A 13,629-nucleotide genomic window follows, 5' to 3' on the forward strand; every position below is an offset into this window, starting at 1 on the left:
GCCTCTCACTCGAATGAGCTCGGCCGGCCGTTGACCGAACGGAGCCCAATCCCATGCCGGACGCAATCTCCGCCGCTCCCGGCCCCCGTGAGGTTCTGACCCGCTACCAGCAGGCGATGCTCGACAAGTCCGCGGACAACTTGGCCGACCTGTACGCGGTCGATGCAGTCCATGAGTTCCCCTTCCTCTTCCCCGGCATGCCCACGCGATACCAGGGCCGCGAAGAGGTCCGCGCGGGCTACCGAGCCCTCTGGGGCGCAAGCCCGGCACAGCCGCAGGAGATCCGCGAAGTCGCCGTGCACCAGAGCACCGACCCAGAGGTGATCACCGTCGAGCAGCTCGTCACCGGGACCGTGACCACGACCGGCCGGCCCTTCGGCTTCCCGGGCCTCCTGGTGATCCGGGTCCGCAACGGCCAGATCCTGCACGTGCGCGACTACATGGACGGGCTGCGCGTGGCCCACGCCATGGGCCGACTGACGGCCATCGCCGCCGGCCTCAATGACCGCCCTTGAGCCTCTGACTTCGGACTCATTCGTCTAGACGCCGTAGTTCCTGCGGAAGAGGTTCGCCGGGTCGTACGTCTCCTTGACCCGGGCGAGCCTCTTTCGCGTATCGGGGTCGTACAGGCCCGCGCCCCGGTCGCCCGCCCCGAAGGCGAAGTTGAGCGATCGCCCGAGGGTGTCCTCGGCCAGCAGCGCGAACGCCGGGTCGAGCAGCGCCCGCGCCTGCTCCCGCTCGCCGACCGTCAACAGCCGTACCAGGAACCGCCCTTCGCGGTACGGCACCGCGTTCGGCGCCGGCCGGGCGAGCGCCCCGCCCAGGTGGTTGAGCTGGACCACACACATCTGCTCCGCCTCCGGCCCGGTCACCCGCAGCAGCTCCCCGGCCCGCTCGACGTCCAGGTCCCGCAGCACCGCGCTGTCGCCGTAGTAGGCGTGCGGGAAGTCCGGGTCGCTGTGGATGGTGTGGCTCTCGGCGTACGGCAGCTCGCGCAGCGAGTCCGACAGCAGCGGGCCCAGCCGCCTGAGGGGGGCGACGACCGCGTCCCCGTCGTCGCCCGTGTGGGCGACCCGGATCGAGACCACGTACCGGCCGCGCAGCTGCGGCGGCAGCGCCGGCAGGTCCGGGTACGGTACGGCGGCGAAGGACGAGGTCAGCCCGTCCGGCACGGTCCGCGTCCAGGCCTCGTACGCGCGCAGCAGGGCCGCCGGGTCCACCGCTCGCCCGTCGAAGGCGAGCGAACCGCCGTACAGCGTGCGCACCGGTACGAGCCCGATCTCCAGCTCGGTGACGACGCCGAGGTTCTGCCCGGCGCCGAGCAGCGCCCAGTACAGCTCGGGGTCGGAGTCGGGGGTGACCCGGCGCAGTTCTCCGTCGGCGGTGACGACCTCCAGCCGGTGCACATGGTCGGCCGCGTACCCGAACTCCCGCGCCAGGATGCCCAGTCCGCCGCCCAGGGTGTACGACACCGCGCCCACACTCGGCGCCGATCCGTTCAGCGGCGCCAGCCCGTACGGCTCGGCCGCCGCGACCACCTGCCCCCAGCGCACCCCGGCCTGCACCCGGACGGTACGGGCCTCGGCGTCGACGGTGATCCCGTCCAGCTGCCGGGTGGTGATGAGCAGCCCGCCCTCGTACCCGCCGGGCAGCCCGTGCCCGGTCGCGTGCACCCCGACGGGCAGGCCCTCGGCGGCCGCGTACCGTACGGCGGCCACCACGTCGGCGGCCGAGCGGGCGGGCACGAGCACGGCGGGGCGCTGGGTGAAACCGAGCTGGAAACCCGCGAGTTCGTCGTCGTAGCCCCGGTCACCAGGGCGAAGGAAGGCACAGGCGGCGTTGGTCATGGGACGCAGTATGGCCGCATAACCTGACAGGTGCCGTCAGGTTATGCGGCCATGTCCGCCGCTGTGCGCGGTGCCGTCAGCCGGTGGTGACCTTCTCGGCCGCGTCGGCGACGGGCGCGCTCTCCGCGCGGCTCGGCCCGAACCTCTGCTTCAGCAGGGCGATGACGACCACGACCACCGCCACGCCCACCGACAGCAGCACGGTCGTACGACCGCTGCTCTCGCCCTTCGTGTCGGTCAGCATGTAACCGAGGACGAAGACGATGAAGGCGGCCGTCAACCAGGTCAGGTACGGGTACAGCCACATCTTCACGACGAGCTTCTCCGGCGACTCGCGCTGGATGATCTTCCGCATCCGCAGCTGCGAGAAGCAGATGACCAGCCATACGAACAGGGCGACCGCACCGGAGGAGTTGACCAGGAAGAGGAAGACGGTCTTCGGGTAGGCGTAGTTGAAGAAGACGGCCACGAAGCCGAAGACGACCGACGCCAGGATCGCCGCCATCGGCACACCGCGGGAGGTGGTGCGGGCGAACGCCTTCGGGGCGTCACCGCGCTGGCCGAGCGAGAACGCCATCCGGGAGGCCGTGTAGAGGCCGGAGTTGAGACAGGACAGCACCGAGGTCAGCACGATCACGTTCATGATCTGGCCGGCGTGCGCGATGCCGAGGGAGTCCAGCGCGGCGACGTAGGAGCCCTCCTTCTTGATGGAGGGGTCGTTCCACGGCAGCAGCGAGACCACGACGAGGATCGAGCCCAGGTAGAAGACGCCGATCCGCCAGATGATGCTGTTGGTGGACTTGGTGACCGCGCGCTGCGGGTCCTCCGACTCGCCGGCCGCCAGGGTGGCGATCTCGCTGCCCATGAAGGAGAAGACGACCAGCAGCACGCCGGTGAGAATGGTGCCGGGTCCGTGCGGCAGGAAGCCGCCGTGGTTCGTCAGATTCCCGAAGCTCGCCTTGTCGGCGTGCACGCCCGGCAGCACGCCGAACACGGCCAGCAGACCGATGACGATGAACGCGCCGATCGCCACGACCTTGATACCGGCGAACCAGAACTCGAACTCGCCGTAGGAGCCCACGGAGACCAGGTTGGTCGCGGTCAGCACGCTCATCACGATGAGCGCCCAGGCCCACTGCGGTACGCCCGGGACCCAGCCGTGCAGGATCCCGGCGCCGGCGGTGGCCTCGACGGCCAGCACGACGACCCAGAAGAACCAGTACAGCCAGCCGATGGAGAAGCCGGCCCAGGGACCGATCGCGCGCTCGGCGTGCGCGGAGAAGGAGCCGGAGGCGGGGTTGGCGGCGGACATCTCGCCGAGCATCCGCATGACGAGGACGACGAGGGTGCCGACGAGTGCGTACGACAGGAGGATGCCTGGTCCCGCGGTGGCGATACCGGAGCTGGAACCGACGAAGAGGCCGGCTCCGATGACACCACCGATCGCGATCATCGACAGATGGCGGTTCTTGAGTCCTGCTTGGAGGCCCGAACCAGGGGTCATGGACGGATTTCCTTTGCGCCAGGAGGAGGGCAGCTCGTATGAGCGGTGTACGAGTCGGTCCAGTGAATCCGAGGCGAACGGATTCGGGAACCTCTGAATCCGTATCGTTACTTGAGGTTCCCTTGAGGTTCTATGGTCTGACTCACATTTTCCGGGGCCTGGCTGGGGGTTCTTCGGGGCCGGTCCGGGTGCCTTCCGAGGCCCGGGGGAGCGCCGCCACCCGAGGCTGCTCCCCTGAAACAGCCGTGTCACACTCATGGCATGCGCGTGTATCTCGGCTCCGACCATGCGGGCTACGAACTCAAGAACCACCTCGTCGAATGGCTCAAGGCGGCGGGGCACGAGCCCGTCGACTGCGGGCCGCACATCTATGACGCCCAGGACGACTACCCGCCCTTCTGCCTGCGTGCCGCGGAGCGGACGGCAGCGGACCCCGACGCCCTCGGCATCGTGATCGGCGGCTCCGGCAACGGTGAGCAGATCGCCGCGAACAAGGTGAAGGGCGTGCGGGCGGCGCTGGCCTGGAGCGAGGAGACCGCGTCGCTCGGGCGGCAGCACAACAACGCCAACGTCGTGGCCGTGGGTGCGCGGATGCACAGCACGGAGGAGGCGACGAAGTTCGTCGAAACCTTCCTGAACACGCCGTTCTCCGGTGACGAGCGCCACATCCGCCGGATCGACATGCTGTCGGCCTACGAGACGACGGGCGACCTGCCCCCGATCCCGGCCCACCACCCCCAGCCGTAGGCTCCGCCCGCCCACCCGGCCACCCGTGTCTGCCTTTCGGTCAACCGGGCGGCCGGTGGGTGGGAAGGTGGCCGGAAGGCCGGGGCGCTCGGCTGGGAGACTGGGGGCACGGGGACTTCGGGCGCGGTGGTGGCCCGCCCGGCTCGGTCGGACTTTCGGCCGGACTTTCGGTCGGACTTGATGGCGCCCCGCTGACGATGCTGGAAGGAGAGCTCAGCCTTGCCGGAAGGGCACACCATTCATCGGCTGGCCCAGGACTACGCCGCGTGCTTCCAGGGCGCGGCCCCTCGCGTCACCAGCCCCCAGGGCAAGTTCTCCGACGCCGCCGCGCTTCTGGACAGGGCCGAGCTGACGGCCACCGAAGCCCACGGCAAGCACCTCTTCCTCCGCTTCCGCGACACCGACTGGGTCCACATCCACCTCGGCCTCTTCGGCAAGGTCGGCTTCGGCGACGCCCCCGCACCCCCGCCGACCGACACCGTCCGCCTCCGCCTCGCGACCGACACCGCGTACGTCGACCTCCGCGGACCCACCACCTGCGCGCTGATCACGGACGAGGAGAAGCGCGCCGTACACGACCGCCTCGGCCCCGACCCGCTCCGCGAGGACGCCGAGCCGAGCGCGGCGTACCGCAGGATCTCCCGCAGCCGTACGACGATCGCCGCGCTGTTGATGGACCAGAAGATCGTCGCGGGCGTGGGCAACGTCTATCGCGCCGAGGTCCTCTTCCGGCACGGCATCGATCCCTACCGCGCGGGCAAGGACGTCACCGCGCCGGAGTGGGACGCCATCTGGGCCGACCTCGTCGAGCTGATGCGCGAGGGCGTGCGGAACAACCGCATCGACACCGTGCGCCCCGAGCACACCCCCGAGGCGATGGGACGGCCGCCGCGCGTGGACGACCACGGCGGTGAGGTGTACGTCTACCGCCGCGCCACCCTGCCCTGCCACATCTGCGGCGACGAGATCCGCACCGCCGGCCTCGCCGCCCGCAACCTCTTCTGGTGCCCCACCTGCCAGCAGCGCTGACCGGCAGGGCAGTCGTACAGGGCCGCCCGTCCTAGAAACCGTGGGACAGCCACGGTGCGACCGGAGAGCCGAACGCCACCGACGCCTCCGCCAGTGCCCCGCGCCGCAGTTCCCGTACCCGCCCGGCCGCCGCCAGCGACAGCAGAGTCGCACCACCCAGGTATGCCGCCCCCAACTCCCTCACCGAGAGCGACACTTCGGCCGGGTCGGACGTCCGCTCGCAGGACGCGCCCTTCGCATCGCCGGTCAGCCGCCAACGCCCCTCGTTCCAGGGGCAGAAGGCGTCCACCACCTCGAACACGACGTCCACCGGCGCCAGATAGGTGCGCGCCGACAGGGCCGTACCCACCTCCACGAGACGCACGTACCCGGCGTCCCGCAGGCGCGGCCGGCAGCGGCGGATGTCGGAGACCAGGTGCTGCCAGGCCTCGTCGACCGGTCGCCCGCGCACCGCCAGCGTCGACATCAGGTCGATGCCGAACAGGAAACGCCACAGCGCCCCCTCGCTCGCCGGGTCCAGCGCGGCCAGATCCTCCAGGGTCACCGTCCCGTCGTGCCCGCTCGGCCCCCAGCCCAGCTTGGTACGGAACCGGGCGTACCCGGTGATCTCCCCGTCCCGCTGCGCGACCACGCACTGCAGCGCCGACGCGCCCTCCCGTTCGCTCTCCGGGTCGAGCAGCGCCTGCCGCTCCCAGCCGGGCTGCCGGGCCAGCATGCCGGGCCGGCCGGGCACCAGGGCCGCGTACACCGCCTCGCACTCCTGCAGGACGTCGGCGGGCGCCGCGTACCGCACGCGCACCTCGTCGGTGCCCTCGGGCAGCGCCAGGGCGACCCGGGCGGTGTCGATCTCGGCGTTGAGCTGGAACGTCGCCGCGCCGTACCCGAAGCGGCCGTATATCGCGGGCTCCGACGCGTGCAGCGCGGCCAGCGGCTCACCCTTGGCGTGCGCGTCGTCCAGCAGCCGTCGCATCATCGACGTCAGCACCCCGCGCCGCCGGTGCGTCGCGGCCACGCTGACCATGGTCACACCGGCGGTGGGCACAACGGCTCCGCCCGGCACGGTCATCCGGAAGCTGAACGCCCCCGCCGTACCGACGATCTCGTCCCCGTCCTGCACGGCCAGCGTACGGTCGAACTCGGTGAGGGACCTGTCCAGTTCGCGCTCCTCGGACGAGGCGGCCCCGCCCCCGAACGCACGCACCACACCGTCCCACCATCGGTCGAAGTCCTCCGGTGCCAGCACGGTCGGTTCGCTCACGCGTTCAGTCCCCATACGCCATGCCTATCAGGGCATTGCAGGACGAGCCAGTGAATTTCCCCCGGAGGGCCGCGCGCTGGCCTCCGGTGCCGTTCACTGTGTGGACGAACCGCTGAGCGGAGCCTCGCACGGGGGACAAGTGGGACCTCCCGTGCCAAGCAGCCGGTCCGATGGATAGGGTCCCGAACTAATGGCAGCAGGACGAGGGCGGCGCGCGAAGGCCGAGACGTTCACGGCCCGGTGCAAGATGCAGTGGCACCGGGTCCGCACCGGGCTGCGCAGAAGCGCCGTGGACTACTTCCGGGGCGACGGCTCCGACTGGATCGCCTTCGTCGGGCTGCTGCTCACCATCCCGCTCCTCATGGCCATGACTCTGGTCGACTCGGTGTGGTGCTCCCCGGCCACCCTGGTACTGCCGATCATCGCGGGCGGCCTGCTGCTGCGCCCCGCGAGCCTGCTCGGCCTCTACGCGGCCGGGGCCACGGCACTCATCGTGGAGTCGGTACGGCTCGGCCCGTACACCGAAGGCCCCTCCCGCGTGACCCCCGGCGTGGTCCTCGTCGTGGCGGCCTGCGGCTTCTTCGGCCTGCTCACGGCCCAGTTCCGCAGCCGGGTCGGCGTGCCCTGGCGGCGCGGCGGCACCATGCTGTTCGACCTGCGTGAGCGGATCCGGGTGCAGAGCAAGCTGCCGAAGCTGCCGCAGGGCTGGCACCACGAGATGGCGCTGCGCCCGGCCGGCGGCCAGTCCTTCTCGGGCGACTTCGTGGTGGCCGCGCGCACGAACGGCGGCCGCACCCTGGAGGTCGTCCTCACGGACGTCTCCGGCAAGGGCATGGACGCGGGCTCCCGTGCCCTCCTCCTGTCCGGCGCCTTCGGCGGCCTGCTCGGCTCCCTGGCCCCGCACGCGTTCCTCCCCGCCGCGAACGGCTACCTGCTGCGCCAGGACTGGGACGAGGGGTTCGCCACCTCCATCCATCTCGTCCTGGACCTCGACTCCGGCGACTACGAGCTGTACTCCGCCGGCCATCCGCCCGGGCTCCAGCTGAGCGCGGGCAGCGGACGCTGGGAGGAGAAGGCCGCCGAGGGCCCGCTGCTCGGTGTCTACGACGGCGCCCAGTTCGACCCCGTGAAGGGCTCGCTGCGCCCGGGAGACGTTCTGATGCTCTTCACGGACGGTCTGGTGGAGACCTCCGACCGCGACATCGTCGAGGGCATCGACCGGCTCACCGGCGAGGCCGACCGCTATGTCGCCGGCGGCTTCCACGGGGCCGCCTGGCATCTCATCGAGGCGGTCGCCAGGGACGTCAACGACGACCGGGCCCTCCTGCTGATCTGCCGCCAGGCGTCGGCGGCCCAGGCGACGCGCTGACGCCCATCGGGCGTCAAGGCGGTTCTTCGCCAAGGTTTGGTCATGGAAGTTTGCTGACTTTGTGACAGTGCGGACCCCAGCTTGGCCGGCCGATTCCGTAGTTGATACAGATGATTCCGTATGCGACACGAGCGGCACAGGCCGCGTGAGCCCGTACCGGGGGAGGTCATATGAAGTTCGACATGGGTGCGCAGACGTTGTCGACGTTGATGCGTGATTCGCGTGGGTCGAGTCAGGATCTGGGGACGTTGATCCGGCAGTTGGTGCAGGCGGCGGAGCCGTTGGAGGGGAAGTTCAACGGTGCGGGTCGTGCGGCGTTCGATCAGTTCAAGGCGCGGGCGGACGGGATCGCGAAGGAGCTGAATGGGTCGCTGGGGGCGATCCTGGGTGGTCAGTCCGGGATGGACAGTGCGTTCAGTACGGGTGACCAGGAGCAGGGTGACAACGCGAAGCGGCAGATGGGTTCGGCCAACTTCGACGCGGCGCGTTTCTCGGGCCGCTGAGTGTCTGTGCGTTTCGGAACTTTTTCGGGGAGTGGTGTGTGATGGCGGGTGCGAATGCGGATCGTCGGTCGTACGACACGTCGGCGTCGGCGGATGTGCAGGGGAATCTCGCGGGGGTGATCGCTCAGTTGGAGACGGTCATCGGGGCGCGGGACAAGCAGGTGAAGAAGGCGATGGCGGACTTCACGGCGGATGGTGTGGCGGATGAGTACCACGGCAAGGAGCGTCGTTGGAATCATGCGTCGCAGGAGGTGCGGAACATCATTCATCTGCTGAAGACGACGATGGAGAAGAACGACTCGACGGCGCATTCGACGCTGGCGAGGGCGAAGTCCGCGGTGGACAACATCGGCTGAACGGCGGTCTTGGCCGTGTGTTCCTGATCGCTTGTTCTTGATGGTTCGTGACGGCTGGGTGCCGGGTTCACGGGGGTGGGTATGACGGGCTGGGATCTGCATCCGCAGGGCATCAATCATGTGCTGACGACGACGGAGAAGACGGCGTCGCATCTGGAGACGTACGCGAACGATTTCGGTAAGCATCTGCAGTCGGCGGCGTCGAGTGCGGGCACGATCTCCGCGGACGGCGGCTCCGGCGGTCACGGTGGTCATGGCGGTCATGGCGGTCATGGCGGTCATGGCGGTCAGGGCAAGGGCGGCGGGAAGTCGTCGGGCGGTCTGGTGGCGTTGGCGTTGTCGCAGTATGCGGAGCGTGCGACGAAGGACTTGCAGTTCATCGCGGCGCGGGCGGGTAAGTCGTTGCAGGGTGCGGTGGATGCGACGAAGGCGTACATGGACGGGGACGAGGCGATGGCCGCGCGTGCGCAGCGTGATGCGTCGATGCCCGGGGTGAAGATGCCGGGAGTGGGCCAGGCGTGATCAAGCCGGAGGAGATTCCTGAGTTCACTGGTGATCTGGAGCAGTTGGAGAAGGATTACGGTGCGCTGAAGAAGGATGCCGGGCTGGTCCGTTCCACGGGTGCGGATGTGCATGGGCAGTTCCAGAAGCTGCGGGGGTTCTATCAGGCTCCGGAGGCGGAGAAGCTGTTCGGCTCGACGCGGCCGGTGGCGGACCGTTCGGATGCGTTCGCCACGCATCTGGAGACGGTGTCGTCGGCGTTGTCGGGGTATGCGGCGGAGATCCGTCCGCTGGTGGCGAAGCTGAAGCAGCTCAGGCATGACGCGGTGGCGTTCGTCGACTCGGTCAAGGGTGATCACGACTGGGAGTACGACGAGGACAAGGTCAAGAAGAACAACCAGCTCCGTGATGATGTGACGGCGGCGGTGGCGGCGTTCTGGGCGGCGGAGCGGACGTGCCACAACAAGATCACGGCGATCTGGCACGGGACGCAGATGATCGCCGGGGATGGCTCCAACAAGTCGGACATGTACGGCTACAACGCTTCGGACCTGAAGGGTGCGAAGGGGTTGCCGTGGGGTGATCCGGTGGAGCAGAAGCACCACTGGTACGAGTTCGGGCACTGGGCGAAGTCGTTCCTGTGGGACGGCATCTGCGTGGACGGGATCTGGGGCACGATCAAGGGCCTGGGCACCCTGGTCGGCGTCGATGGCTGGGATGCGATGAAGCAGGCCTGGAAGGGTCTGGCGCAGCTGGCGACGGCGCTGGAGTTCATGGCCAATCCGGTGACGGCGGCGGCGTTCTTGCTGGTGCCGGACAAATACATGCCCTCCTGGCTGCGTGAGTCGCGCAACACGATGAAGCAGACCGGTAAGGCGTTGCTGGCGTGGGACGAGTGGGGCAAGAACCCCGCGCGCGCCGCGGGTGGGGTCACCTTCAATGTGCTGACGACGGTGTTCACCGGTGGTGAGGGTGCGGCGGTGGCGGGTGCGGGCAAGGCCGGCGCGGTGGCCAAGGCGATCTCGGTGGCGGGCAAGGTCGGCAGGGTCATCGACCCGATGACGTACGTGATGAAGGGCGCCGGCGCCGGCCTGTCCAAGATCGGCGACATCGCCAAGAACATCAAGGGCATCGGGAAGATCGACCTCCCGACCCTTCCCGAGGGCTCCGTGCACATCCCCGAGGGCTCCGTGAACCTGCCCGGCGGCCATGTCCTGGATCCGAACGGAAATCTCCTCGACCACACCGGCAGCGTCGAGACGACGACGATCCCGAAGGGAGCCGCCCCCGGGCTCCCGTCCCACTGGACCCTCCCGACCTCGGAACCGGCGTCCGTGGGCGTACCCCATGGGGCGGACAGCGCCGGCCACGGGGCCCTCCCGCACACGGCGGACGGTGTATACGGCGGCATGCCGTCGGCTGCGAACGACGGCATCCATGGCGGGATTCCCCAGCCCGTGAGCAACGGTGTCCACGGCGGGATGCCGCACGTCCCCGACAGCGGGATCCACGGCGGAATTCCGAACCCCGTCGACAACGGCATCCACGGCGGCATCCCGCACGTGCCGGACAACGGGATCCACGCCGGGGTTCCCCACGTCCCGGACAACGGCATTCACGGTGGGATGCCGCATGTCCCGGACAGCGGCATTCACGGTGGCATCCCGCACGGCGCGGGCGACGGGTTCTCCGCGGGTGAGCACGCCGGTACGACGCCTTCGGCGTGGTACCACGACGCCCCGACGGCTCCCGCGCACGATCTGCCGCACACCACCCCGCACGACACCCCGACCGCCCCGCACCCCGGCGGCCACGACGCCCCTGGCGTCGGCGGCCACCCGGACCACGGAGCCGGCCACGACGGCGCCAGCCACGGGGGTCACGACGGCACTGGTCACGACGCCGGGCACGTCGGCGACCACGGCGGCCTCGGCCACGACGCGGCGGACATCGCCGGGCACGACGGCGCCGACGCGGCTACGCCGGGGCACTCGGGGGTGCCGGGGCACGGTGGGGCCGGGGAGCCGTTCGAGTACAAGCCGTCCATGTCGGACGACGACTTCAACAACCTGGCCACCGACGCCGAGCGGCATGCGGCGGCCACGGCGGAACTGGAGCGGGGGACGAACCCCTGGCCCAGCAGTAGTAATGGCGCAGGGAAGGCGTACGGCGACGCGCACTGGAACGACTTCCTGGACAACCTCGACCCCAAGGCCAAGGATGCGCTGGAAAGGTACAGTAGTTTCTACTACAAGCACATCAATGGCCAGCTGCGAGATTTCGACCTGCACGGCCCCGCTGCGGCTCTCGAGCCCAGCGTCCAGGACATGGTCGACAACATGGACCGGGTCATGGGCGACCGCCCTGTGCCCGAAGACATCATGGTCGTCCGAGGCACCGGTATCGACCACCTCGATCTGACCTCGCCGTATGAGATGGTGGGCAACAGCTACCATGACGCTGGCTTTCTCTCCACGTCGCTCGGTAAGGACGCGGCTTTCAACTACAAGCCCGTGATCCTGCACTTGCGTGTGCCGAAGGGTGCACCCGCTCTGTGGATCGACCACATCTCTGTGAACAAGGGGGAGCGGGAGTTGCTCCTCGCTCGTGATACCCACTACCGGGTGACGCGCGTGTTCCAAGACACGACGGGTCAGTACCACGCCTACGGAGAGGTACTGCCGAAGCCGTAACCTATCTGACGGCAGGCACAGATATGAGGAATGTGACTTCATGAGCGGTGAACGACCGATCAATTCACGCTTTGCCGAAGACATGAGATTCGTGGAGGTGCCCGGCGGTCCTGCGCGATACCGGGACAGGACTGACAAGCCGGTGCAGTACTTCACGGTCGTCGACAAGCAGAACGGCGCGGTCCTCGGATATGTATGGGGCAGTGACGAGGACGACGCCGCTGCGTATGTGCCAAGGCAGGCCGCCGGTCCCGTGGGGGCGAACGAGAGCATGTCCTGGATCAGTCGGCTGCGTGAAGCCAAGGCACGGGGTATTTGCCCGTCCCAAGCTCTCATCGAGTTCTTGGCCGGACCGGAGCCCGGTGGCAGGGGCCGTCCTCTGCCAGGTTCCCTCGCCGACGCCCCGAACGCCGCCGCGGTCGAAGCCCTCGCCAAGCAGGCCTGACCCGCGTGAACCACCCCGTCCAGTACGTAGCGGTCGAGACCCCCGACGGTGAAGTCGTCGGGTACGTCTGGGCCGACTACACCGCAGGCACCCTTGAGTGGGCCCAGCGCGTCGCGACCGGCGTCGAGGGGTTCCGGCTCGGCCGGGAATGGTCGGAGAAGGTGGCGGAGGTCCGCAAGCGGGGCCTCCCCCTGGCCGGTGCGCTGACCGAGCTTGCCCGCGCCGCCGGCACCGGGCCCCCGCTCGACGCCTCCGGCCCGGACGTGGTCGAGGAACTCGCCCGCGCGGTCACCGAGGCCGACGACCGCCGGCTGCTCGCCCAGCTCGACCACGGCAACGCGCAGGCCTGGCAGGAACTGGCCGACGCCTACGCCGCCCTCACCGACGACGACCGCGTCGTCCGCTGGGGCGGCGGCGAGAAGAACGCGAACGGGGCGATCCAGGTGGCGTTCCCGGTCTACAGCAGGCCGCTGTGGCGGGTCGTCACCGCACTGTGGGGCATCGGTGCCGTCACCCCGGAGCACCATTTGAGCGCCAGCCCCGATCCCACGGCGCCGCCACGCGGGCGGCTCCGGCCCGCGGACGCCGTACGCGCCGCCACCCTCCTCGCGGCCGGCGAGCGCATCAGCGAGGGGACGGTGGACGAGGCCGTGCGGTCCGGTCTGTTCGACGCCATGGTCGTCGCGCTCCTCGACCGGCACGCCGCGCAGAGCTAGGACCTGGCCGCACAGGCCCGGGTGTGCAGGTTCTGCGGAGGTTTCCCCGCCGTTCCCGTCAGCCCGGCCGCCCCGGGTGTGCCGCCCGCGCATTCATGCTCTATGTTGCACGGGCAAAGTTAGGGGGACTCTGGAATGCCGTACGACGGGCCGTCCACTCACGTCATGACGCTCGCCGAGGTCGAGGCCGTCGCCCGCGCCGCGCACGCCGCGCAGCGGGACAAGGCAGGCCGGCCCTATGCCGAACACCTGCAGGCCGTCGCCGAAGGCGTACGTGCCCGCGGTGGCGGTGACGAACTCGTCGCCGCCGCCTGGCTGCACGACGCGGTCGAGGACGGCGTGCTGAGCGAGGAGTGGCTGGCCGCGGCCGCGCTCACGCCGCGCACCAAGGACGTCGTACGGGCCATGACCAAACGGCCGGACGAGGAGCCGCGGGCGTACGCGGAGCGGATTCTGGCCACCCCGGGCGCACGGCTCGTCAAGGCGGCCGACCTCGCGCACAACGCCGACCCGCACCGGCTGGCCGTCCTCGACGAGCTCACCGCACGGCGGCTGACGCAGAAGTACGCCACCATGCGGCAGTACCTCGGCCTCACCGCCGAAACCTCCGACGACTGACCCGCACTGACCCGCACTGACCCCCACCGACCCACAGAGAGCA

The 13,629-nt window shown here is 69.5% G+C and carries 14 protein-coding genes; 11 read left to right on the forward strand and 3 right to left on the reverse strand.

Going from position 1 to position 13,629, the window contains the following annotated elements:
• Positions 1-53 precede the first annotated feature (53 nt).
• Positions 54-515: a nuclear transport factor 2 family protein gene (locus AB5L52_RS29165; protein WP_369367098.1), complete on the forward strand. Its 462-nt coding sequence runs from the start codon at positions 54-56 to the stop codon at positions 513-515.
• 24 nt (positions 516-539) lie between these two features.
• Here AB5L52_RS29165 and AB5L52_RS29170 read toward each other — a convergent pair whose 3' ends face one another.
• Both AB5L52_RS29170 and AB5L52_RS29175 read right to left on the reverse strand, forming a co-directional pair.
• Positions 540-1,847, reverse strand: coding sequence for an FAD-binding oxidoreductase (locus tag AB5L52_RS29170; RefSeq protein WP_369367100.1), 1,308 nt, complete (start codon positions 1,845-1,847; stop codon positions 540-542).
• A gap of 76 nt (positions 1,848-1,923) precedes the next feature.
• Positions 1,924-3,351, reverse strand: coding sequence for an amino acid permease (locus AB5L52_RS29175; RefSeq protein WP_351026563.1), 1,428 nt, complete (start codon positions 3,349-3,351; stop codon positions 1,924-1,926).
• Positions 3,352-3,612: 261 nt separating this feature from the next.
• Between AB5L52_RS29175 and AB5L52_RS29180 the strand changes: the two genes are divergently transcribed.
• Both AB5L52_RS29180 and AB5L52_RS29185 read left to right on the forward strand, forming a co-directional pair.
• Complete coding sequence (locus tag AB5L52_RS29180; RefSeq protein WP_351026561.1) at positions 3,613-4,098, forward strand: ribose-5-phosphate isomerase; 486 nt, start codon at positions 3,613-3,615, stop codon at positions 4,096-4,098.
• A 219-nt stretch (positions 4,099-4,317) separates the two neighbouring features.
• Positions 4,318-5,127 carry a DNA-formamidopyrimidine glycosylase family protein gene (locus AB5L52_RS29185; RefSeq protein WP_351574770.1) on the forward strand — a complete coding sequence of 270 codons (810 nt, stop codon included), beginning with the start codon at positions 4,318-4,320 and terminating at the stop codon, positions 5,125-5,127.
• Positions 5,128-5,158: 31 nt separating this feature from the next.
• Here the strand turns inward: AB5L52_RS29185 and AB5L52_RS29190 are convergent, their stop codons facing one another.
• Complete coding sequence (locus AB5L52_RS29190; RefSeq protein WP_369367103.1) at positions 5,159-6,400, reverse strand: GNAT family N-acetyltransferase; 1,242 nt, start codon at positions 6,398-6,400, stop codon at positions 5,159-5,161.
• Between the two features lie 175 nt (positions 6,401-6,575).
• Between AB5L52_RS29190 and AB5L52_RS29195 the strand changes: the two genes are divergently transcribed.
• The 8 genes from AB5L52_RS29195 to AB5L52_RS29230 all read left to right on the forward strand — a co-directional run bounded on the left by AB5L52_RS29195 (position 6,576) and on the right by AB5L52_RS29230 (position 13,586).
• The gene (locus AB5L52_RS29195) at positions 6,576-7,754 is read left to right on the forward strand and encodes a PP2C family protein-serine/threonine phosphatase (RefSeq protein WP_351026557.1); all 1,179 of its coding nucleotides are present in this window, start codon (positions 6,576-6,578) and stop codon (positions 7,752-7,754) included.
• A 170-nt stretch (positions 7,755-7,924) separates the two neighbouring features.
• The gene (locus AB5L52_RS29200) at positions 7,925-8,257 is read left to right on the forward strand and encodes a hypothetical protein (RefSeq protein ID WP_351026556.1); all 333 of its coding nucleotides are present in this window, start codon (positions 7,925-7,927) and stop codon (positions 8,255-8,257) included.
• Between the two features lie 41 nt (positions 8,258-8,298).
• Positions 8,299-8,613, forward strand: a complete 315-nt coding sequence (locus AB5L52_RS29205; RefSeq protein WP_351026754.1) for a pore-forming ESAT-6 family protein — start codon at positions 8,299-8,301, stop codon at positions 8,611-8,613.
• Positions 8,614-8,694: 81 nt separating this feature from the next.
• Entirely contained in the window at positions 8,695-9,135 is a 441-nt protein-coding gene (locus AB5L52_RS29210; RefSeq protein ID WP_369367105.1) for a DUF6507 family protein, read from the forward strand.
• A complete protein-coding gene (locus tag AB5L52_RS29215) occupies positions 9,132-11,807 on the forward strand; it encodes an ADP-ribosyltransferase (RefSeq protein WP_369367107.1) in 2,676 nt (891 codons plus the stop codon). The genes AB5L52_RS29210 and AB5L52_RS29215 overlap by 4 nt, the downstream gene beginning before the upstream one ends.
• A 142-nt stretch (positions 11,808-11,949) precedes the next feature.
• Entirely contained in the window at positions 11,950-12,252 is a 303-nt protein-coding gene (locus tag AB5L52_RS29220) for a hypothetical protein (RefSeq protein WP_369367109.1), read from the forward strand.
• Between the two features lie 5 nt (positions 12,253-12,257).
• The gene (locus tag AB5L52_RS29225; RefSeq protein WP_369367111.1) at positions 12,258-12,968 is read left to right on the forward strand and encodes a DUF6508 domain-containing protein; all 711 of its coding nucleotides are present in this window, start codon (positions 12,258-12,260) and stop codon (positions 12,966-12,968) included.
• Between the two features lie 165 nt (positions 12,969-13,133).
• Complete coding sequence (locus tag AB5L52_RS29230) at positions 13,134-13,586, forward strand: HD domain-containing protein (protein ID WP_351569776.1); 453 nt, start codon at positions 13,134-13,136, stop codon at positions 13,584-13,586.
• Positions 13,587-13,629: the final 43 nt, after the last annotated feature.

The sequence above is a fragment of the Streptomyces sp. CG4 genome (genome assembly GCF_041080655.1).
Lineage (GTDB): Bacteria > Actinomycetota > Actinomycetes > Streptomycetales > Streptomycetaceae > Streptomyces.